The 21,105-nt window shown below is 64.3% G+C and carries 20 protein-coding genes; 12 read left to right on the top strand and 8 right to left on the bottom strand.

The window, feature by feature from the left end; translation table 11 throughout:
- Nucleotides 1-188: 188 nt before the first annotated feature.
- Together JKL46_RS16815 and ilvD are read right to left on the bottom strand one after the other, a co-directional pair.
- Nucleotides 189-3,095, bottom strand: a complete 2,907-nt coding sequence (locus JKL46_RS16815; RefSeq protein ID WP_201834890.1) for an autotransporter family protein — start codon at nt 3,093-3,095, stop codon at nt 189-191.
- A gap of 382 nt (nt 3,096-3,477) precedes the next feature.
- Nucleotides 3,478-5,307 (bottom strand): dihydroxy-acid dehydratase, encoded by a 1,830-nt coding sequence (ilvD, locus tag JKL46_RS16810; protein WP_201834888.1) that lies wholly within the window; start codon nt 5,305-5,307, stop codon nt 3,478-3,480.
- A gap of 182 nt (nt 5,308-5,489) precedes the next feature.
- Between ilvD and JKL46_RS16805 the strand changes: the two genes are divergently transcribed.
- Nucleotides 5,490-5,729 (top strand): hypothetical protein, encoded by a 240-nt coding sequence (locus JKL46_RS16805; RefSeq protein WP_201834887.1) that lies wholly within the window; start codon nt 5,490-5,492, stop codon nt 5,727-5,729.
- Between the two features lie 184 nt (nt 5,730-5,913).
- Here the strand turns inward: JKL46_RS16805 and JKL46_RS16800 are convergent, their stop codons facing one another.
- Both JKL46_RS16800 and JKL46_RS16795 read right to left on the bottom strand, forming a co-directional pair.
- Nucleotides 5,914-6,351 carry a YqaA family protein gene (locus JKL46_RS16800; RefSeq protein ID WP_201834885.1) on the bottom strand — a complete coding sequence of 146 codons (438 nt, stop codon included), beginning with the start codon at nt 6,349-6,351 and terminating at the stop codon, nt 5,914-5,916.
- Between the two features lie 127 nt (nt 6,352-6,478).
- Nucleotides 6,479-6,952, bottom strand: a complete 474-nt coding sequence (locus JKL46_RS16795) for an aminoacyl-tRNA deacylase (protein WP_201834883.1) — start codon at nt 6,950-6,952, stop codon at nt 6,479-6,481.
- A gap of 284 nt (nt 6,953-7,236) precedes the next feature.
- Here JKL46_RS16795 and JKL46_RS16790 point away from each other — a divergent pair, with 284 nt between their 5' ends.
- From JKL46_RS16790 to JKL46_RS16765, 6 genes are all read left to right on the top strand, one after another.
- Nucleotides 7,237-9,372, top strand: a complete 2,136-nt coding sequence (locus tag JKL46_RS16790) for a calcium-binding protein (RefSeq protein WP_201834881.1) — start codon at nt 7,237-7,239, stop codon at nt 9,370-9,372.
- A 119-nt stretch (nt 9,373-9,491) separates the two neighbouring features.
- Nucleotides 9,492-10,670: a BaiN/RdsA family NAD(P)/FAD-dependent oxidoreductase gene (locus JKL46_RS16785; RefSeq protein WP_201834879.1), complete on the top strand. Its 1,179-nt coding sequence runs from the start codon at nt 9,492-9,494 to the stop codon at nt 10,668-10,670.
- A gap of 185 nt (nt 10,671-10,855) precedes the next feature.
- Complete coding sequence (locus JKL46_RS16780; RefSeq protein ID WP_201834877.1) at nt 10,856-11,062, top strand: hypothetical protein; 207 nt, start codon at nt 10,856-10,858, stop codon at nt 11,060-11,062.
- A 55-nt stretch (nt 11,063-11,117) separates the two neighbouring features.
- Nucleotides 11,118-11,888 (top strand): ADYC domain-containing protein, encoded by a 771-nt coding sequence (locus JKL46_RS16775; RefSeq protein ID WP_201834875.1) that lies wholly within the window; start codon nt 11,118-11,120, stop codon nt 11,886-11,888.
- Between the two features lie 77 nt (nt 11,889-11,965).
- A complete protein-coding gene (locus JKL46_RS16770) occupies nt 11,966-12,202 on the top strand; it encodes a hypothetical protein (protein ID WP_201834873.1) in 237 nt (78 codons plus the stop codon).
- 97 nt (nt 12,203-12,299) lie between these two features.
- On the top strand, nt 12,300-13,280 hold the full coding sequence (locus JKL46_RS16765; RefSeq protein WP_201834871.1) for an aldo/keto reductase: 981 nt from the start codon (nt 12,300-12,302) through the stop codon (nt 13,278-13,280).
- Between the two features lie 71 nt (nt 13,281-13,351).
- On the opposite strand, the gene JKL46_RS16760 is transcribed toward JKL46_RS16765, so the two are convergent.
- The 3 genes from JKL46_RS16760 to kynA all read right to left on the bottom strand — a co-directional run bounded on the left by JKL46_RS16760 (nt 13,352) and on the right by kynA (nt 15,784).
- Nucleotides 13,352-13,618 (bottom strand): hypothetical protein, encoded by a 267-nt coding sequence (locus tag JKL46_RS16760; protein WP_201834869.1) that lies wholly within the window; start codon nt 13,616-13,618, stop codon nt 13,352-13,354.
- Nucleotides 13,619-13,747: 129 nt separating this feature from the next.
- On the bottom strand, nt 13,748-14,941 hold the full coding sequence (locus JKL46_RS16755; RefSeq protein ID WP_201834867.1) for an aminotransferase class V-fold PLP-dependent enzyme: 1,194 nt from the start codon (nt 14,939-14,941) through the stop codon (nt 13,748-13,750).
- An 18-nt stretch (nt 14,942-14,959) separates the two neighbouring features.
- Entirely contained in the window at nt 14,960-15,784 is an 825-nt protein-coding gene (gene kynA / locus JKL46_RS16750) for a tryptophan 2,3-dioxygenase (RefSeq protein ID WP_210381376.1), read from the bottom strand.
- 188 nt (nt 15,785-15,972) lie between these two features.
- Here kynA and JKL46_RS16745 point away from each other — a divergent pair, with 188 nt between their 5' ends.
- The 4 genes from JKL46_RS16745 to JKL46_RS16730 all read left to right on the top strand — a co-directional run bounded on the left by JKL46_RS16745 (nt 15,973) and on the right by JKL46_RS16730 (nt 18,713).
- Nucleotides 15,973-16,215: a DUF3297 family protein gene (locus JKL46_RS16745; protein ID WP_201834865.1), complete on the top strand. Its 243-nt coding sequence runs from the start codon at nt 15,973-15,975 to the stop codon at nt 16,213-16,215.
- A gap of 114 nt (nt 16,216-16,329) precedes the next feature.
- Nucleotides 16,330-16,608, top strand: coding sequence for a hypothetical protein (locus JKL46_RS16740; protein ID WP_201834863.1), 279 nt, complete (start codon nt 16,330-16,332; stop codon nt 16,606-16,608).
- A gap of 580 nt (nt 16,609-17,188) precedes the next feature.
- Nucleotides 17,189-17,986: a class I SAM-dependent methyltransferase gene (locus JKL46_RS16735; protein ID WP_201834861.1), complete on the top strand. Its 798-nt coding sequence runs from the start codon at nt 17,189-17,191 to the stop codon at nt 17,984-17,986.
- Between the two features lie 55 nt (nt 17,987-18,041).
- The gene (locus JKL46_RS16730; protein ID WP_201834859.1) at nt 18,042-18,713 is read left to right on the top strand and encodes a hypothetical protein; all 672 of its coding nucleotides are present in this window, start codon (nt 18,042-18,044) and stop codon (nt 18,711-18,713) included.
- 193 nt (nt 18,714-18,906) lie between these two features.
- On the opposite strand, the gene JKL46_RS16725 is transcribed toward JKL46_RS16730, so the two are convergent.
- Nucleotides 18,907-19,905 carry a threo-3-hydroxy-L-aspartate ammonia-lyase gene (locus JKL46_RS16725; protein WP_201834857.1) on the bottom strand — a complete coding sequence of 333 codons (999 nt, stop codon included), beginning with the start codon at nt 19,903-19,905 and terminating at the stop codon, nt 18,907-18,909.
- Between the two features lie 193 nt (nt 19,906-20,098).
- On the opposite strand from JKL46_RS16725, the gene JKL46_RS16720 reads away from it, so the two are divergent.
- Nucleotides 20,099-21,097, top strand: a complete 999-nt coding sequence (locus tag JKL46_RS16720) for a hemerythrin domain-containing protein (RefSeq protein ID WP_201834855.1) — start codon at nt 20,099-20,101, stop codon at nt 21,095-21,097.
- Nucleotides 21,098-21,105 lie beyond the last annotated feature (8 nt).

The raw sequence follows: 21,105 nt of genomic DNA, 5'->3' as shown, positions 1-21,105 counted from the left end.
GTTGACGGTCTGCTGCCCGCCGCCGCACCAGGAACTATACCCGATCCGGCAGCAGGGAAGTTACAAGGGGTTACGCCCTCTCCGGAGAAACCTGTGCCCCCTCACCCTCGCTGCGCTCGACCTCTCCCCACCGGGGAGAGGTAAGGCTGCGGCAGGCCTCATGGAAGGAGTGGTCGCGAGGTAGATTGTCAGAAACGCACGCTTACGGATCCGCGCAGGGTATGCTCCTGATCGCGGGGGCCGAGGGCGCCGTCATACATCACGCCGACGGCGACCGTTTCGCTCACCTGCCAGTTCACGCCGGCCTCTACGACGAGGCTGTCGCGGTCGATGGGAGCCCCGACCACGAGGAACGGTGCCGGAAATCCGTTGACGGCGAAGCGTGCCTCCGGCGCCACGTCTCCGAAGGCATGGCGCCAGCCGAGCATGCCCTTGAACGTGACGAGGCCGGCCTCGGTCGGCACCGCGGCGACCAACCGCGCTCCGAGCGTGGAATAGGTCGTGTCGAAGGAGGCGACCTCGCCGTTTGCCCGGAAGGGCGATGCATTCTCCACGATGTCGTGGCTGCTCACATGAATGTGGGCCAATCCCGCGAACGGCTCCAGGCTGACACGGTCGGACAGCAGGAACGTATAGCCGATTACCCCGAAGACCTGGAGAGAATCGGCGGACGTGCTCGTGTCGCCGCCGCTGAACCGGCCCGCGATGGCGCCGCGCGCGAGATCGATCTCATGATGGGCATAGGCGATGCCGCCGCGAAGGTTCCAGGCTCCGAAGGCGGCCGAGCCGTAGGCGCCGATATGGAAGCTGTCGATGTCGCCCGAGGCGGCGGCCGCGTCGATATCGAATGAGGTTGCCAGGTAGCCGGCCGCGATCCCCAGCCGATAGGGAGTGCCCAGGCCGCCATCCACGCCGACCACGATACCGCCCGTGTTCCGCTCCATGGCGGCGGAGGTCGGGGTGGCATCGGTGCGTCCGATGGAGCCGAGGAGCTTGCCCCAGACCCCCCAGCCGGTTCCCTGCGTTGGCGCCGCCGCGGCGCCTGCCGGTTGACGCTGTGCTTGGCCATGGGCTTGAGGCGGCATCGGCACGGAATCGATCGCGACGAAGGATGGTACAGCGCCCATGGCATCCGACGACGAGCAGCGCAGGCGGCACAGGATCGCCGCGCGGAACAGGTTCTCGTGGTGCAGAATCGCGATAGGGGGCGTGGTCTCCGGCTGCAGCGGCGGGACGGGCCGGGATAGAGGCTCGCCGGGATCGCCCGGGGCATCCCTTGGCGTGGGATCGACTCCCGGGAAGACCGGCAGCAGCTCGAGATAGACGTTGTTCGTGTCCTTCGTCAGGATCGGCTGGAAGAAGATCAGGTCGTCCACATCACTGAACTGCCCCGTCACGCCGCGCTGGGCCGTCAGGATCGTCCAGCGGCCCGGCGAGTAGGTGGCCCGCTCGGCATGGACCTCGACCGTGCCGCCGCGGATGGTCGCCTGCCCGCCGGCCACGATCCGGTCGCTCTCGAACCGGTCGTTGAGATCGACCCGGTACGTGGTGCCGGGGGCGATCGTCACGTCGTTCCTGACATTCAGGGTCCGGATGTCGCCGACCCCGGCGCGGCTCGCCGCGCCCGCCACGCCCGGCGAGAGGTTGCTGCCGGTAAGCGCATCGATGCTGCCGACGGTGCCTGTCCCTCCCAGCGTCGCGCCGCCATGCACGGTCATGGCCGATCCGCCCATGCTGCCCGTCACCAGAAGCGTGCCTTCCCGCACGGCCCAGGGCATGGCGGCGTTGTTGTCGTTTTCCGTCGTCCAGGTGGATGTGCCGACCTTCTCGAAGCGCTCGAACTCGCGGTACTTGGCGCTCGCGCCGATCTCGCGCGCGTCGAAGGTGGCATTGGCCGCGCCGCCGAGCCTGAACGTATCCGTGCCGGCACCGGCACGCACGAAGCCCTGGATGGTGGAGCTGGCGCCGATCAGGAAGGAATCGTTGCCGGCATTGAGATCGACGGCGGCGCCGCCGGTCACGTCGGTGCGGATGAGGCCGAAATTCTCGATCTCCTCTGCCCCGAAGCGGCCGCGCAGGCCGACCTCGCTGCGGCCGATGATCTGGCCGTCCGCATGGTTGACGATCGTGTTGGTCTGGCCGGCGTTGCTGATCACGTAGAGGCCTTCGCCGTCCGCACCCAGGCCCTGGATGGTGCCGCGGTTGTCGACCCGGTTGCCGTGGCCCTCGATCTTGACGCCGCGCCCTTCGACGCCCGACGCGGTGATCGTGCCGTCATTCGTGACGGTGCTGTCGTTCCCGATCAGGCGGATGCCGTCGGCGGTGAAGCCGCCGGTCGTGATGGTGCCGCTATTGGCGATGGTTGCGTTCTGCGCCGGCGTCGTCGTGCCGCCGCCATCCGCGCGGATACCTTCGCCGCCTGCGCCCGTCGTGCGGATCGTTCCGGTGTTGACCAGGGTGTTGTCGTTGCCCTCCGCGATCATGCCGCGGGCGGAGGCGCCCGAGGTCTCGAGAATGCCGCTGTTGCGCAGGGTGTTGGCGTGGCCGCGCGCGATGATCGCCTCCGACGATATCCCTTGCGTCGAGACGCCGCCCGTGTTGACGAGCGTGTTCCTGCTGCCTGTCGCTTCGAGCCCGTCGACCGAGTTCTGCACCGTCGAAACGGTGCCGTTGTTGGTCACGGTGCTGCCGTCGTCCTCGACATAGATCGCATTATAGGCGTGGTCGGCATTGCCGCCGGTCACGGCGACCGTGGCGCCGTTGGCGATCGTGACCGTGCTGTTGCCTTCCACGCGGATCGCCGCACCGCTCGTCTGCATCGTCGTGCCGGCCTGCACCTCGACCGACGAGGGTGTATCGTCCGCAGCCCAGTAATGGTCGGTGGTCGCGCCCGAACAGACGACCCGCGTCTGGCCGCCGGAGACGCTCGTCGTGCAGGCGGCCTGTGCTGGACCGGCCGCAACCGCGATAGCGAGGCCCAGCGCCGGCCCGCCCAGCGCCGAGGACAGGCCGGGAGAGAACGTCTTTCGAGAGGAACGGGCACGCGGCCATTTCTGTCTCTCCGCAGTGATCGCACCATCCGCTCTGACCGACATGAGGTCTTCCTCCCTTCCGCTGTCCTTGTACGGTGCGAGCTAGGAGGAGGTCTTGGCTCGGATACTCTCTGTTTGGAGAGGGCGGCTTCGATCAATGAAGAAAGCGATGAATATTACCTAACGTTACTGTGCGATAACGCACATGGAGGGATGCCGAAATCCTTAGATCCCTCAATCGCGGGCGAGAAATATCCTTTTGCTTTCCTTAGAGGATGGGCGTCCCCGAAAGCTCCGGCTCGCTTGCAAATGGCGTGAAGTCGCTCGCCGGGAGGCCCGAGACTTGGGAATGCCCAAGTCGGCACAAATTCCTCGGCACAATTTCCTCGGCACGAAATCCCCCTGACGGCAGGCTTCAGGGAGATTTCGAAGGCGACAAGCCCGTTCAGATTTGGCGGACGGCGCCCTTGGCGGCGCTAGTGGCGAGCATGGCATACGCCTTGAGGGCCGCCGAGACCTTGCGCTTGCGTGGGGCCGCCGGCTGCCAGCCCTTGGCCTGCTGCTCGGCGCGGCGGCGCTCGAGCTCGGCTTCCGCCACGGCGAGGCGGATGCCGCGGTTCGGGATGTCGATCTCGATCCGGTCGCCATCCTGCACCAGGCCGATGGTGCCGCCTTCCGCCGCTTCCGGCGAGACGTGGCCGATGGAGAGACCCGAGGTGCCGCCGGAGAAGCGCCCATCGGTAATGAGTGCGCAGGCTTTGCCGAGGCCCTTCGATTTCAGGTAGCTCGTGGGATAGAGCATCTCCTGCATGCCGGGTCCACCGCGCGGGCCCTCGTAGCGGATGACGACCACGTCGCCGGCCTTGACCTTGCCGTTGAGGATGCCGCTGACCGCATCGTCCTGGCTCTCGAAGACGACGGCCGGGCCGGAGAACACCAGGATGCTCTCGTCGACGCCGGCGGTCTTTACGATGCAGCCGTCGAGGGCGAGGTTGCCGGAGAGCACGGCGAGGCCGCCATCCTTCGAGAAGGCGTGCTGCGCATCGCGGATCGTGCCTGCGGCGCGGTCCGTGTCGACGCTGTCGTAGCGGCTCGCCTGGCTGAAGGCTTCCTGCGTCGGCACGCCGCCGGGAGCGGCGCTGAAGAATTCATGCACGGCGTGAGAGTTCGTGCGGCGCACGTCCCAACGGTCGAGCGCGGTCTTCATGGTCTCGGAATGCACGGTGGGCACCGAGGTGTCGAGGAGGCCAGCGCGGTCGAGCTCGCCGAGGATGCCCATGATGCCGCCGGCGCGGTGCACGTCTTCCATGTGCACGTTGGCCACGGCCGGCGCGACCTTGCACAGGACCGGCACCCGGCGCGACAGGCGGTCGATATCGTCCATGGTGAAATCGACCTCCGCCTCATGGGCAGCGGCCAGCAGGTGCAGCACCGTGTTGCTCGACCCGCCCATGGCGATATCGAGCGTCATGGCGTTCTCGAAGGCGGCGAAGCTCGCGATGGAGCGCGGCAGCACGCTCGCATCGTCCTGCTCGTAATGGCGGCGGGCGAGATCGACGATCAGATGGCCAGCCTCGACGAAGAGACGGCGACGGTCGGCGTGCGTTGCGAGCGTCGAGCCGTTGCCGGGCAGGGAGAGACCCAGCGCCTCGGTGAGGCAGTTCATGGAATTGGCCGTGAACATGCCCGAGCACGAGCCGCAGGTGGGGCAGGCGGAGCGCTCGATGACCTTGATGTCCTCGTCCGCAATCTTGTCGTCGGCGGCGGCGACCATGGCGTCCACGAGGTCGAGCTTCTTGGTCACGCCGTTGAGCACGACCTTGCCCGCTTCCATCGGTCCGCCGGAGACGAAGACCACCGGGATGTTGAGGCGCAGCGCCGCCATCAGCATGCCGGGGGTGATCTTGTCGCAGTTGGAGATGCAGACCATGGCGTCGGCGCAATGGGCGTTGACCATGTACTCGACCGAGTCCGCGATCAGCTCCCGCGAAGGCAGGGAATAGAGCATGCCGTCATGGCCCATGGCGATGCCGTCATCCACCGCGATGGTGTTGAATTCCTTGGCGACGCCGCCGGCCTTCTCGATCTCCCGCGCCACCAGCTGGCCCAGATCCTTGAGGTGGACGTGGCCCGGCACGAACTGGGTGAAGGAGTTCACGACGGCGATGATCGGCTTGCCGAAGTCGGAATCCTTCATGCCCGTGGCCCGCCAGAGGCCGCGAGCGCCCGCCATGTTGCGGCCGTGGGTGGTGGTGCGAGAACGATAGGCTGGCATGATTTCCCCTTAAACTTTAGGGCCTTGTTCGACTGAAATTGCGTGGTTTGCAAGAAAAAATGCCATTCCTTGTGGTCGCGGCTGCTTTGCCGCAATGGAATTGCTGAGAGCCAAGCTGAAACGGCCGAGCCTTCGGGAGCGTTGTCCTGCCTGAGCCACGATGTATCAGGCAGGACCGCGACATGCTGACCAAGGATGAACTGGATGCCCCGGCCCATCTGCAATACGAGCCCATAGGCACGAAAGCCGGCCAGGGCCACCCGAGCGACGTGAGGGAATTCGCCACTCTGCGCGAGGCCGTCCACTGGGCCATGAACAACGAGCCGCCCGCAGGGATGGAAGCGTTCATTCGCACCGCATCGGGGGCCGTGATTGGGCCGCGCCATCTGGAGGAGATCTGGTCGAGCCTGCAGGGGCCTTGAACCGCTGCCGTCATTCCGGGTTGTCCGCAGGCCAAGCCCGGAACCCATAGCCGCTGAGGGTACAGAAAGGGGTGTGGCGCTGACCGCTTCTTCTTGAAACGTCGTGTTTATGGTTTTCCCCGCCTGCGGCGTGGCCCTTCGGGTCGGGCTCTCGCTACGCTCGCCCCGGAATGACAGGCTTTGCTCAAACCCAACCCAGGCTCAACGCTGCTACCGCCAAGTATCGCCCGGTCTTGGCGAGCGCGACGAGCGGGACGAACACCCTTAAGGGTTCGCGCAGCACGCCCGCGACGATGGTCAGCGGATCGCCGACGACAGGGAGCCAGCTCAACAATAGCGTCCAGCGCCCGTAGCGGTGATACCAGGCCTCGGCCCGCGCCATCTGCTTCCGCTTCACCGGGAACCAGCGCCGGTCCTCGAAATGGGCGAAGAAGCGGCCCAGGTACCAGTTGACGATGGAGCCCAGGATATTGCCCACGCTCGCCACCAGGATCAGCAGCCACCAGGAGTAATGATCCGCCACCAGCATGGCGAAGAGCACGGCTTCCGACTGGAAGGGGAAGATCGTGGCCGAGAGAAAGGCTGCGGCGAAGAGGCCGGCATATTCGGCAAGATGCGGCATGAGGCGGGGCGATCACTCGGAACTGGAAAGGGCGGCTGGAAGCCTTCGCAGGCCCTATCACAGTTCGATGCCTCTGCCGAGCCGAGACGGCCTGCTCACGCAGGCCGCCTTCATGTCTCTTGGACGTTCACGAGATGCGTTCGCTGAACGAGCCGTGCTGCGCCTTGGGGTTGAGGCGCGCGAAGTCGTCTCCCTTGATATGGACCAGCGTGGCGTGGTCTCCGCCTTCGAAATAGACGTCCTGCTGCCCGTCCATGCTGTTCTCGACGATGACCTCGAGACCGTAGCAGGAGCCGACGGGCGGAATGGCGCCGCGGTCGCAATCGCGGAAAACCTCGACGATCTCATCCTCCGAGGCGAGGCGCAGCTCCTGCCCCAGCTCCGTCTTGAGGTCGGACAGCCGCAGATGATGCGAGGCCGGCATCACGGCGAGCATGTAATGCTGGCCATCGCTGAGCATGACGCCTTTCGCCAGGCGGTCGCGCGGAACATGCCCCGCGTTGGCGTTGCCGAGCGACGTCATCGCGCGGTCGTGCGAGATCAGATCGTATGGAATGCCTTTGTCGGCCATGTAGCGTTGCAGGGTCGGTGCAATGGTCAAGACAGCCTCCTGTCGGATTGACGATCCGCGTATCGGGAGGGCGGCTGACTGACATACCGTCGCTGCGGGATGCGCGGCTGTGAAGAATGACCAATGGTACACCCCGGGGGCAACGGCTTCAATTGAGAGGGTGAGCTGAACTCATCCTTTCGCATGAGTTGCTTGGACTGCCCTGAATAAAGTCCGGCGCTACCTATACAATATTACAGGAATATGGCATTGACGGGTAAGTCAACGCGAATGGCCAAGTTCCGGCCACGCAAATTGAATTGGTTGTACGATCCATGAGTTTCGGTTTTTCAGGTCCTACCACTCTCAATATCGTCGGCACTGCCTCGGACGACGTTCTGACGCTGACAACGTCGGTCACCGTCAATCAATGGGTCGGGACCATCGACGGTGGCGCGGGAACAGATACGCTTCGCCTGACGTCCGATTTCTACACGGGCTATTTCGATCTCACGGATCTTTCGGTTTTCTCGGGCGTCGAAATCATTCGCGCCACGTCTTACGGCGACATAATTTGGCTCCGCGACGATCAGCTCAAGGATGTCGTGACGATCGATGGCGGCGCCAGCGTGTCCGATGACGTCCTCGGGCTCGAGGGCACAAATTTCGACTTTCGGACGCGGACGATCCTGAACATCGATCGCATCAATCTCGTGTCCGACAATGCCGTCGTGATGCTTGGCGACAAGGCCACCGCTTTCAAGCTCAGGGGCTTCGGGCAGAACGACCACCTCATCATCAACGGCGTTTCGTTGACTCCGGAAGAGCGCGAAGCTCTCCATGCCAACGGCATCGACAAGATCACCTATGCCGACGGCGCGGTGAGCATCAACGAGACTCCGGTCATCGCCAATCTGAACGGCTCGTCCATTCGCACCCTCCCGGGACAGGCCGTCCTGCTCGACGCCGGCGCGGATGCCGCGATCACCGACGACGACGGAGTGATCAGCTCCCTGTCGGTTCGGATCGCGGGACAGAAGCTCCCGACCGAGAGCATCGGAATCGACACGGCGGGCGCGGTACGCCTGTCGGACGGTCTTTTTGCCGGCAGCAAAGTCAGCGTAGACGGTACCGAGATCGGCACGATCTACAGCACGCCCGGCGAGGATTTGTCGGTGGTGCTGACGAACGGCGCGACGCCGGAACTGGTCAACAAGCTTGTCCGGGCCATCACCTATGTGAACCTCAACGCCGATCCGGCATTCGCTGCCCATCGCACGATCGTCATCACCGCATCGGACGATGGGATGCGCAAGGGCACGGCGACGATCGGTGTCACGGTCGGTGCGTCGAATGTGATCGCCCTGACCTCGGGCGTTGACACCTTGAGCGGAACGGCCGCCGACGAGGTTTTCGTGTCAGGCCTGAGCGACCTGGGTGCCGGCGACGCTCTCGATGGGGGCGCCGGTTTCGATACGCTCAGATTTTCCGCTCCGAATGCACAACCCTGGGATCGCGGCACGTACGATTTCACCAAGCTCGGCGCCTTCCGCGGCATCGAGAAGGTGCAGGGGAGCGATGCCGAGGAGATCTTCGCGTTCAACGCGCAGACACTTTCCTCGGTCAGAGCCTTGGATGGCGGCAAACCCGACTTCTTCACTATGGGCGACACTCTGGTCCTTCACGGGCCAAGTCTCGACCTGCGGGGAAAGACGGTCTCCAATATCGAGACGATCTCGTTCGCAGACAGCACCGCCACTCTTCTGATCAGCGACCCAAAGCTCGCGACCTTTATCAGTGGCCAGGGCGGAAAGAACATCTGGGTGATCCTGGATAGAAAGACTTTCACAGACCTGCAGAGGCATGAGCTCGAGTCGAACGGCGTCAAGAAGATCACCGACGCCAGCGGCACTTACACGTCATCGGGATACCGGCCTCCAACCACGCCCGGAACGAATATCGGCGGTTCGGGAAGCGCGGAGCTCCTCGCCGGCGGATCCGGAGCGGACACGATCAAGGGTGCCGGCGGGCACGACAAGATCTACGGCAGCGACGGCCACGACACGCTGTTCGGCGATAGCGGCAATGACGTCATCCGAGGCGAAAAGGGCAAAGATGTCCTCAAGGGCGGCTCAGGCCGTGACGCCTTCGTGTTCGACACGAAGCCGAACAAGAGTTCGAACCTCGACAAGATCCTCGACTTCAAGGTCGCGGATGACTCGATTTGGCTGGACAACGTCGTGTTCACCAAGCTCGGCAAGAGCGGCACGGAGAAGAAGCCGGCCCAGCTTCTGAAGGATTTCTTCGTCGTCGGCCCTAAGGCGAAGGACAAGGACGACTACATCGTCTACGACAAAGCCAAGGGCGTGCTCTATTACGATGCCGATGGCTCGGGCAAGGGCAAGGCGGTGGAGATCGCTGCTCTCTCCAAGAAGCTCGCCATGACCTACAAAGACTTCTTCGTCATCTGATGGGTGCGCGGGCTGTCGCGGCGTCCAGGCGCGGACGCCTTGCAAGATCGCCTGCGATCCCTTAGCCACAGGCGTGACAAGCCTGCTCGGGCAGGCCCGCTCTGGCAGGAAAGCGTCCCTTGGACCCATTCGACGTTGTGGTGATCGGCGCAGGAGGCGCCGGGATGATGTGCGCGGCACAGGCCGGGCGGCGCGGGCGCTCCGTGCTGGTTCTCGACCATGCGGCGAAGCCCGGCGAGAAGATCCGCATCTCCGGCGGCGGGCGCTGCAATTTCACCAATCTCAACGCATCGCCGGCAAACTTCATCTCCCAGAATCCGAGCTTCGCCATCTCGGCCCTGCGCCGCTACACCCAACGCGACTTCGTCGCGCTCGTGGAGCGCTATGGCATCGCCTATCACGAGAAGACCCTGGGTCAGCTTTTCTGCGACGGCTCTTCCCGGCAGGTCGTCGACCTGCTGCTGAACGAGATGCGGCAGGCGGATGTGGAGCTTCGCCTCGCCACGTCGGTACGCTCGGTCGAGAAGACTTCGGACGGATACGCGCTCACCCTATCGCAGGGTGCCGTGCGCTGCCGTTCCCTCGTGGTGGCCTCCGGCGGCAAGTCTATCCCGAAGATGGGCGCCACCGGCTTCGGCTACGATCTCGCACAGCAATTCGGATTGAGGATCGTCGAGACGCGCCCCGCTCTCGTGCCGCTGACGCTGGAGCCGACCATGCTGGAACGGCTGGCGCCGCTAGCCGGCGTCTCGGTCGACGCGGTGGCGTCCTGCGGCAAGACCCGGTTCGCGGAGGCGCTGCTCTTCACCCATCGCGGATTGAGCGGCCCGTCCATCCTGCAGATCTCCTCCTATTGGCGCGAGGGCGACGAGATCGTGCTCAACCTGCAGCCGAGCGTCGATCTGTTCGAGGAACTGCGGAAGGCCAGGGCCGAGAACGGGCGCCAGGCGTTGCAGACGGCACTTGCCGCGTTCCTCCCCAAGCGCCTGGCGCAGCTGATCGCCGATACGGAGCAGGGGCCGGCCAATCTCGCGGATTATTCCGACAAGCGCCTGCGCGCCGTCGAGGAAGCGGTGAAAAGCTGGCGCTTCAAGCCGGCCGGCTCGGAAGGCTACCGGACGGCCGAGGTGACGCTCGGCGGCGTCGACACCCGCGACCTCGATTCCCGCACCATGGAAGCGAAGGCCGTGCCCGGCCTCTACTTCATCGGCGAGGTCGTTGACGTGACCGGCTGGCTCGGCGGCTACAATTTTCAGTGGGCCTGGTCGTCGGGCTGGTGCGCCGGGCAGGTCATCTGAGGAAATGCGATCCCGTTCCAGACTGGATTTTCGGCCGGCGGACGTGCGCAAAGTCACACTGCATTCCGATTGGGAAAGTTTTCAACTTCCGGTTCCTTGAGGTCTTTCGGCAACCCATCGATATAAAGTTTCATAAGAAGGGCCGACCGGGCCTCGCTTCCTCAAGGGGCTTGGAGAAAAACGCGATGAAGAAGACTTTTCATGCCCTGCCGATTCTCATGGCGGGGCTTCTCGCAGCGTCGGGCGTCAACGCCCTGACGCTGGACAACGGCCGCAACATGAACGGTCGCAACATGAACGGCCTGGCGTTCAATGGCACGGCCGGCGAACAGGCCGCAGGCCGCGCCGCGTTCGTCATTCTCGCGGATGGCACGCGCGTGACGCTCGAATAACCTGACGCGGGAGGACCTTCGCCCGGTGAGCGGGCGAGGGTCTTTGTGCACGGCCATGCTGCTTCGCGCCTTTCTCATCGCGCTCGTCGCCGCGCTTCCCGATGCCGCTCCCGCGACGGGCGGGCGTCTCGAGGCTGACAGAGGCGAGTTCCGGCTGACCCTCGACGATGGCCGCGTGCTGACGCGCGATGCGCTTGTCGGAGCGCGCGTGGTGATTCACGACGGTGCCGACTCCGTCCGGCTTCTGATCGATGCGGTCGAGGAGGACAAAACGTCCTCGGGCAAGCCGCTCACACTCTACCGGCTCCTGGTCGAAGACGCCTCGGGGCAGGTGCAGGAAGCCTGCCAGCCCGATGCGAAAGGCCGCCGGTTGGGAATGCCGCTTCTCAAACAGACCGGCATCACCGTCACCTGTACCAGCGGCGCGGAGGGCAAGTGCATCCTCATGGGCTATCAGCCCTGGGAGGAGGGCGCTGGCGTGCCGATGCGCGATCTTCATGCCGCCTGCATCCATATGGTGCGTGCCGATTACGGCGGCGACGATCGTGCCACCACCCGCGACGGCACGGTGATCGATGTCTATGACCGCTTCGGCATCCAGAAGCCGGAGACCGTCGATCTCATGCCCTTCGAGGCGGCCTGGGGCAAGGACGGCGCCATCTGCATCGCGCATCCGCGCATCGCACAGAACGTGACGCTCGCGGAACTGGAAAACCGCTATCCTCGGCTCCGCAACCAGCTCGGTCCGGAGGCCTGCAGCGAGGAGGCGATGCGTCGCCATCCCGATGCACTTCTCTTCAACCGCTCGGCTGCGACCACACCCTGAGACCCCCACTTCTGTGCCTCGATGCGCGGGTGTGATATGTTGCGCAGTCCCAAGGTCTTATCAGCCGGGAGAACCTCATGCAGTCAGGCATGGTCCTCATCTGGATCGGAGCGCTGCTCATCGTCGGCGGGATCGTGCTTGCGGCAGGACGGGTTCTCTGGAAGGGACGCCTGAGCGACCCGCATCGGACCGGTTCCGGCGTGACGCTCGAGCCGCAGGGGAGGGCGCAGGCCCTTCACCCGAAGCACCATTGGCCGAGCATCGCGCTTGTGGCCTTGGGGCTCATTCTCCTGCTGGCGGAAACCGCGGTCTGACGCGCACGGCTTGAAACCGGATGCGGCAGAGCCAGTTCATGGCTCGTCCGCCGCGCAAGCCTGCGGCGACATCTGCCCTCGATTTCGGAGAGATCTCATGCAGCAGCGTCAGCTTGGTTCGTTGCAAGTGTCCGCCATCGGCCTCGGCTGCATGGGCATGTCCGAATTCTACGGCAGCGCCGACGAGGCCGAGTCCATCGCGACGATCCATCGCGCGATCGAGCTCGGCGTAACGTTCCTCGACACTGCCGACATGTACGGCGTCGGCCGCAACGAGGAGCTTGTCGGGCGCGCCATTGCGGATCGTCGCGACAAGGTCGTGCTCGCCACCAAATTCGGCAATGTGCGCGGGCCGAACGGTGAGCGCCTCGGCATCAGCGGCAAGCCGGATTATGTGCGACAGGCCTGCGAGGCGAGCCTGAAGCGGCTCAAGGTCGACGTGATCGATCTCTATTACCAGCACCGCGTCGATCCGGAGACGCCGATCGAGGACACGGTCGGCGCCATGGCCGAACTCGTGCGCGAGGGCAAGGTGCGCTTCTTAGGTCTTTCCGAGGCCGGTCCGCAGACCATCCGCCGCGCGCACGCCGTTCATCCCATCGCCGCACTGCAGACCGAATACTCGCTGTGGAGCCGCGATCCCGAAGGCGAGATCCTCGCCACGACGCGCGAACTCGGCATCGGCTTCGTGCCGTATTCGCCGCTCGGGCGCGGTTTTCTCACCGGGCAGATCAAGAGCATCGACGATCTTGCCGACGATGATTTCCGCCGCATGTCGCCACGCTTTCAAGGAGAGAATTTTCAGAAGAACCTCGACCTCGTGCGCGAGATCGAGACCATGGCGCGCGAGAAGGGCTGCACGGCATCGCAGCTCGCGCTCGCGTGGGTGCTGGCGCAGGGCAACGACATCGTGCCGATCCCCGGCACCAAGCGTCGGAGCTATCTCGAGGAGAACGTGCACGCGCTCGACGTGACGCTTACGAAGGACGACCTCGCGCGTATCGACAGCATCGTCCCGCCGGGCTCCGCCGCCGGAATGCGCTATCCCGAGGCTGGGATGAGGATGGTGGACCTCTGAGCGCCGTCATGACGCATGAAAAAGGCTCCGGTCCATGGCCGGAGCCTTCGGACTACACATCACCAGCACGCTTACATGCTCTTATGGGTCGTGTGATGGGGCTTCTTGGCAGTGTGGTGCTTGCTGACGCTGCCAGTGGTCAGGCCCAGCTTGCGCTGCTGCACCAGCATGCTCCGCTCATGTTCTTTGGTGGCGTAGTTGCGGTAGATAGCAGGATTCGTGACTTGCGATCCGCTTCCACCCGAAACCGGCGGAGGAGGTCTATTTTGAGCCATGGCGCTGGTAGCGCCGAGAGCAATGGCGGCGATGGTCAAACTGCTGAACACGATACGACGCATGGGGATCTCCTTGCGATCAGATGCCCCTGAAGACAATGACTTGTCGGTCAAGAAGCCAACGCAAGGTGTTGCGGAAGGTTGCGGCCAAGATGAAAGGCAGAGATCAACCGGGCCGATGAGGGCCTAACGTCAGGCTGCCGATGGCGTGTCGTAGGGCAGGGATTCCAGCGCACCAGCCTCGTCGATGCGGCGCACGAGGTCATCCACTTCCTCTTCCGTCTGGTAGATGCCGAAGCCGAGTCGCAGGCGCTGGCCGCGCACGTCGGTGACGACGCGAAGCTCCGCCAGGTCGCGATGGATTGCCTGTGCCTGCGGTGTCTGGAAGGTGAGGAAATTGCCGCGCCGCATCTCATCGGCCGGCACCACGAGGGAGGCGTGTTCGAACGGGGCCGATCCGCCGATGCGGTGCAGGAAGTGCTGCTGCAACGCCTTGGCATGGGCATGGATGATGCCCGGCGTGATGCCCTCATCCGCCAGCCAGCGCATGACCGCATTGAAGCGGTAGAGGCCCGACGGATCGAATGTCGCGCCCATGAAGCGCCAGCCGTCGCCGCTGTAGCCGACCTGGCCGTTCTGCGCGCCGGCGAGATGGCCGAAGGCCGCATACCAGCCGGTATCGCGCGGACGTAAGGCCCATCCCGGAGGGCAGTGCATGAAGCACGCGCCTTCGCCGGCCATCGCATATTTGTAACCGCCGGCGATGTAGAATACGCGGTCAGCAACGCTTCCCAGATCGGTCGGCCGCGCCATGAATCCATGATAGCCGTCGATCACGATCATCGCGCCGTCGCGGTTGCATTCCGCGAGATAACGCCCGTCCAGTGCGAAGCCTGAATTGAAGAACACTTGACTCACGAAGACGAGATCGAAACCCTCCTGAGCGGCAGCGTAGAAGCGGTCCTCGAAGGTTGAGAACGGCTCCGCCGGCACGCGGGTGACCTCGACGAGTCGCTCCTCTTCCAGCCGCGCCATCTGGCGGGTGAAGGAATGAAACTCGCCGTCGGAGGTCAGGATGCGGATCGGGCGGTCCGCCGGAAAGCATGACAGGATGCGCTTGAGAAGCTCATGCGTATTCGGGGCGACTGCGATGGTCGACGGATCCGGCAGGCTGAGATGCCCGGCCACATGCCCGCGAAACTCGTCGAGCACGGGTCCGAGCACGTGCTCCCATTTGTCGTCGATGAGCCGGGCAGCGTCGTCCCAGGCCTGGAGTTGCGCTTCGCGCGTCACATCTGGCCAGGGATGGTGACTGTGGGCTGCGAAATGCAGGCGGTCCGGCTCTGTGTTGAGGAAGCGGGAGAACTGGGAACGAAGATCAAGCATGGCGCATCTCTCGCATCGTCAAAGCTTGCCGCGCACGGACCAGAGTTCGGGAAAGAACGAGCGTTCGAGCGCCTTGCGCAGATAGCCGACGCCGCTGCTGCCGCCCGTGCCGCGGCGCATGCCGATGATGCGCTCCACGGTCTTCATGTGCCGGAAGCGCCATTGCTGAAAGGCGTCTTCCAGATCGACCAGCTCCTCGGCGAGCTCGTAGAGATCGAAATGCGCGCCGGAATGGCGGTAGATCTCCTCCCATACCGCCTCGACGCCGGGATGCGCCGCATAGGGCTGCGTCACGTCGCGCTCGATCACTTCCGCCGGGATCGCGTAGCCGCGCCGGGCCAGCAGGCGCAAGGATTCGTCATAGAGGCTCGGCGCGCGATAGGCCGCCTCGAGTTGCTCCGCGAGGTCGCTCCGGTGGCGGTGCGGCGCCATCTTGATCGCGTCCTTCGACCCGAGCTTGAATTCCACGAGACGGTATTGCCAGGACTGGAAGCCGGAGGATTGGCCGAGCGCCGGGCGGAAGCTCAGGTAGTCCGACGGGGTCATGGTGGAGAGCACGGTCCAGGCCTGGATCAGCTGCTCCTGGATCCGGTTGATCCGGGCGGTGCACTTGAAGGCGGGCTGAAGCTGGTCGGCCCGGACATGGGCCAGCGCCGTGTCGAGCTCGCGGTTCAGGAGCTTCAGCCAGAGTTCCATCACCTGATGGATGGTGATGAAGAGAAGCTCGTCATGCTCGGCCGTGAGGGGAGCCTGTGCGGAGAGGAGTGTGTCGAGCCGGAGATAGTCCCCGTAGCTCATGCCTTCTGAAAAATCGGTATGAATCCCGTCTGTCGCAGCCGACAAGTCTCTCTCCCTGATCGCGCCTCCGCTTCGAGCGGATTGTCATCGTGCCCCCAGGCGTTCCCCTGGGACGTTCGACGAAAGTAGGACATTGCGCCGAGCTTGTCACGCCGGATAGGCGGAATTGGCTTTCGATCTCCGAAGAGCTAGTTTGCCGCCCCACAAAGAACCAGATCCGGAGAGACCCGCGCATGACCGACACGCTTCCCGACCGCCTGTCCACGAACCCGGACAGCCCTTTCTACAACGAGGAGTTGCTGGCGAAGGGGGTAGGTATCCGCTTCAACGGGGCCGAGAAGACCAATGTGGACGAATATTGCGTCAGCGAGGGCTGGGTGCGCGTGACGGCGGGCAATGCCAAGGATCGCTTCGGCAACCCGATGACGATCAAGCTCAAGGGCAAGGTCGAACCCTATCTTCAGACCGAGAAATGAGGCTGTCGGCGGACGCGGTTCTTGCCCATGCGGCAGGGCTGGACGCCTCATGCCCGGCGCCCCAAGATCAGGATCGAGCTCGTCGAGCGAGACCCGAGGGCCTGAATGATATTCATGCGCTGGACGATATTTGCGGTGATGTGCCTGACGGGCGGGCCGGCCCTCGCCCATAGCTGGTATCCGTTCTGGTGCTGTGACGATCACGATTGCCGGGAACTCGTCGAGAGCCGCGGCGAGACCGTCACGGAGACCGAAGACGGCTGGCGGCTCTGGGACGGGCGCCTGATCGGGCGCGAATTCGGCAAGATGTCGCCGGATGCGAGGTTCCACATCTGCGAGGAGCCGACGACCCACGCCATCATCTGCTTCTTCGCCCCGCAGGGATCGTCCTGAAAGCCCGGCTCATAATTCATTGAGATTTGCACAGGCCATCTCCCTCCCCACAAGGAAGAGGAGGGTTGCTCGCGCATTATGAGCCAGCCTCTGAGGCGGGATTCCCGTCGCGCCCAAAAAGAAAGCGCCCACTTTTCAGGGGCGCTTTAAGGATCCGACCCGTAGGGGCAAATACAAAGGTCGGTACACCTATCTATTTGTGTAGTAATATGTCTTAAATGTGGCGCTTCATGACATATCTAAGGCATGTCAATATGGAATATGCGATATTCTGACGCCGCGGACCGTTCATTTAAGAACTATTTGGTCTTGCGATACCGTAAAATATGATTTATGCCGAATTAACCGTAGGGGCAAATACGGTCTTAAGGGTCGCGAACACAGTCGAACAAAGACTGGGCGCGACCCTTTTTCTATTGAAGACTAGGAAAATGCTCCGCCATCGGATTTCCTGCCTCTTAACGGCGAGGTCCTGCAGCGCCCTGCGTTCGGGCGGGGGCGATGCGCGAAGACCGAGTCCACTTTTCTGCAGAATGCGCTAGACGAGCATCGCAAAGCTTCCTTTGGCGATGGACGTTCGATGACTGCCAACTTCACCCTCCGCGACGAAATCCGCGATTACTGGTCCGCCGGCGCCGCGACCTTCGACGAGCAGGTCGGCCACGAGATCTTCTCGGAGGAGGAACGCGAGGCGTGGCGGGATCTCTTCCGGCGCCATCTCGGCCCCGGAGACGACCGCAGGGCGCTCGATCTTGCCAGCGGTACGGGCGTGATCTCGCATCTGCTGCACGGCCTTGGTTTCGACGTCACTGGGCTCGACTGGTCCGAGTCGATGTTGCGTCAGGCGCGGGCGAAGGCGGCGCGTCGCGGCGCGGATATTCGCTTCGTCATGGGCGATGCCGAGCACACGCTGGAACAGCCGGAAAGCTATGACGTCCTCGTCACGCGCCACCTCGTCTGGACGCTCGTCGATCCGAAGGCAGCGTTCCGCGAATGGCATTCCCTGCTCAAGCCGGGTGGGCGTCTGCTGATCGTCGATGGTGACTTCGTGTCGGATACGTTCGTCAAGCGCATGATCCGTGTCATCGAGAGGCTGCTGCCGGGATCGTCCGGAGTTCCGCATGCACCGAACGCGATGCGCGAGACCCACGAGCGCATCCTCGAGCGCGTTTATTTCTCCAAGGGCGCGCGGGCCGAGGCCGTGATGGCTCTGCTGCGCGAGGCCGGCTTTGCAGAAGTTGCGGTCGACCGCAATCTCAAGGCGATCCATCGGCAGCAGGCGAGGAATCTGCCGCTCCTGAAAGGGCTTGAGCGCGCGACGCAACATCGTTATGCCGTCGTCGCCGTCAAGGCCTCCGCCGGAAAAGCCATGGCCTGACGCGCACGATCGTGTTTTCCTGCGGCATGACGATCAGCCGCATCGGGGAAGGCACATGGGACGGGGCCGGTTCCGGATTCTCATTCTGGGCGTCGCGCTGATGGCGGCGCCCGCAGCAAAGGCGCAACAGAACTTCGCCATCGCGACGCCGGAGGGCCTGCCGCCTATCGGCCAGTGGATGTTGACGGCGCAGGGCGTGCCGTCGGACTGGCTCGGCGAGATCTATCACGGCAGGAATCTGCGCGAGCCCATCAATGTCATCATCGTCGACGAAGGCGCAACGAGCGTCGACGAGGCGAAGACGAGGCTCATCGCCGCTGCGACGCGCGCCGGTTATCCGATCCGTTTCGGGCACTCGACCGGCTATCAGGGCTATATCGGCGACAGGCCCTATCCGCAGCTCCCGCAGGGAAGGGACGACGCCTTCTCCAACGACATCTTCGAGGTCAGCAACAATCACGGCCGCATCTTCGGGCCCTATGCCCTGGCGAAGGGGTATCTCTTCACCGCCGCCTTCAGCCGCGAGGAGGTCGACCCCATCCGCGATCCTCCGCACCAGTATAGCTCGTTCAACCGCGCCAGGGACGACTTCACGCAGAGGCTCGATCTGCACACCGATTTCAAGGTGAGCGCCTTCGTCAATCTCGGCAACGCGCTGATCGGCGACCCGAAGCTGACGAGCGGCGATCACGACGGTATCGCCGTCGTGGTGCGGGCGGGGCCGTGAACCAAAGCGCTTCTCCCTCTCCCGTTTGGGAGAGGGTTGGGGTGAGGGAAGGCCAGTGCCCGATGAAACGCAGTCGATGACAGGCAGCAGCGGAGGTGACGGCGCCTGACTGGTTTAGCCCCGCCCTCACCCCTGCCCCTCTCCCACCCGGGAGGGGGGAGCGTGTCACGTGGCAATCGCGACGAGGACGCTGCTACCCCGCCAAAAACCCGGCCAGCGCGCGCGGATCCACGTTGCCGCCGCTGACGATGATGCCGACGCGCTTGTCCTTGCAGGGAAGGATACCGTGGAGGGCGGCCGCAGCCGCGAGGCAGCCGGTGGGTTCCACCACGATCTTCATGCGCTCGACGAAGAAGCGCATGGTGTCGACGAGCTGCGCATCGGACACGGTGAGAATGTCGTCGACGAGCGCGCGCATGATGGGAAAGGTCTTGTTGCCCACATAGGTCGTCTGCGCTCCGTCCGCGATGGTGGCGGGAACGGGGATCCTCACGATGGAGCCGCTGCGGAAGGATTGCTGCGCATCGTTGCCGGCTTCCGGCTCGACGCCGTAGATGCGGCAATCGGGCGAGAGCGCCTTGGAGGCGAGTGCCGAGCCCGCGAGCAGCCCGCCGCCGCCGACGCAGACGAGCAGCATGTCGAGTGGGCCGACCTCCTCGATCAGCTCCTTGGCGGCGGTGCCCTGGCCGGCAATGATGTCCTCGTGGTCGTAGGGCGGGATGAGGGTGAGCCCGCGCTCCTGGGACAGCTTGCGCCCGATGGCCTCGCGGTCCTCCTTGTAGCGGTCGTAGAGCACCACTTCGCCGCCATAGCCCTTCGTCGCCGCAACCTTCATCGCGGGCGCGTCCTCGGGCATGATGATGACGGTCGGGACCTGCTGCAGCCGTCCTGCATAGGCGATGGCCTGGGCGTGGTTGCCGGAGGAGAAGGCCACGACGCCGAGCCGCTTCGCCTCGGGGGAGAGCCGGGCAATGGCATTGTAGGCGCCGCGGAACTTGAAGGCGCCGCCGCGCTGAAGGTTCTCGGCCTTGAAGAACAGGGTGCCGCCCGTGCGCTTATCGGCGGTGCGGGAGGTGAGCACCGGCGTGCGGTGCGCAATGCCGTCGATGCGCCCGGCCGCGGCGACGACATCCTCGTAGGTGGGCAGCTGCGGCGCAGCGGTCTCAGGTGGTTGCGGATTTTGCGTGGTCATCGGTCACTCGCGCCTTGGAAGACTTGGCACGCGTCTCGCGCATGCCGGGTCGAACCTCATACCCGTCCATAGCAAGTCGGGACGATCCTTGTCACATCCTTTCGAGAGGGATCTTGCGAGAGGGATCTCGCCGGCGGAACAGCGGTCGGTTCCAGCCGTTCATGCTTATCGGCTCTGCATGAGGAGGATCCCCATGGAATTGTGGCAGATGGTGGTGGCGGACCACGGGAACATCGAGGAGCTCTGCCGCGAGGTGCTGCGTGCCACGGGCACCGGCCCGAACAGCCGCGCCGAGCTTTTTGCCGATCTGCAGGACGAGCTGGAACGGCACATCGCCGCGCAGCAGCGAGTGATCTATCCCGCTCTCGCCGAGCACGAGCGGATGGCCTCCTTTGTTGCCGATCTCGAAGGCAGGCAGGACGAGATCCTGCGCGAGCTCGACAGGCTCGCGGCTCATCCCAGCAAGGACAGCCACGATTGGGCGGCGGATTTCAAGGATCTGACCGGCTCCATCCGGCATGCCTTCACCCTCGAAGAAAACGGCGTGATGATCGTCGCCCGCAGCGCCTTCTCGCCTAACGAGCTCAAGGTTCTGTGGCGCCGCTACGAGCACGAGCGCATCGCTGCTTATGAGGCCGAGCGCTGGCATATGCCCCAATCCGCAATGCCGAGCCGCTACGGCCTTCCGACAGGAACCGTCTTCGGGATCGTCGCAGGCCTTGCCGCCATCGGCGCGGGGGCGCTTTTGTGGAGCGCCACCCGGTCGAGGCGTCCCCGCCCGCACTATCGCCGGCCGTCGCCGGGAGCGCCCTGGCATCCCGAAACGCGCTATCCGTTCCCGGATGAGGATTTCGACCGCCGCCTCTCCGCCCATGGGCGAAACTATCGGACGACCGGCAAGGGGGAAGCCAGGCCGAGGCCGGCTCCGGGACCTGCCGCAGCCCCGCATGAGCAGCATTACGACCCGGAAGATGACGCTCTGCTCCATGGAGCAGGCCTCTCGACGTCAGCCGTCGGCGGCAGCCCCTCCGACGACACCTGGTTCTCCTCGGCTCATCCGCCGCGTGCACCGTCAGGCATCGCGACACCGCTGCAGCCCGGCGGCACGCTGCCATCGGGCAGTCCCGTCGCGCCCGCAAGCGCTCAGACAAGCGAACCCGGATTGGCCCAGCCTAAGCAGGACAGACAATAATTTTCCGC

Source organism: Microvirga zambiensis WSM3693, from assembly GCF_016735695.1.
GTDB classification, from domain to species: Bacteria; Pseudomonadota; Alphaproteobacteria; order Rhizobiales; family Beijerinckiaceae; genus Microvirga; species Microvirga zambiensis.
This window is presented reverse-complemented; position numbering and strand designations above follow the sequence as displayed.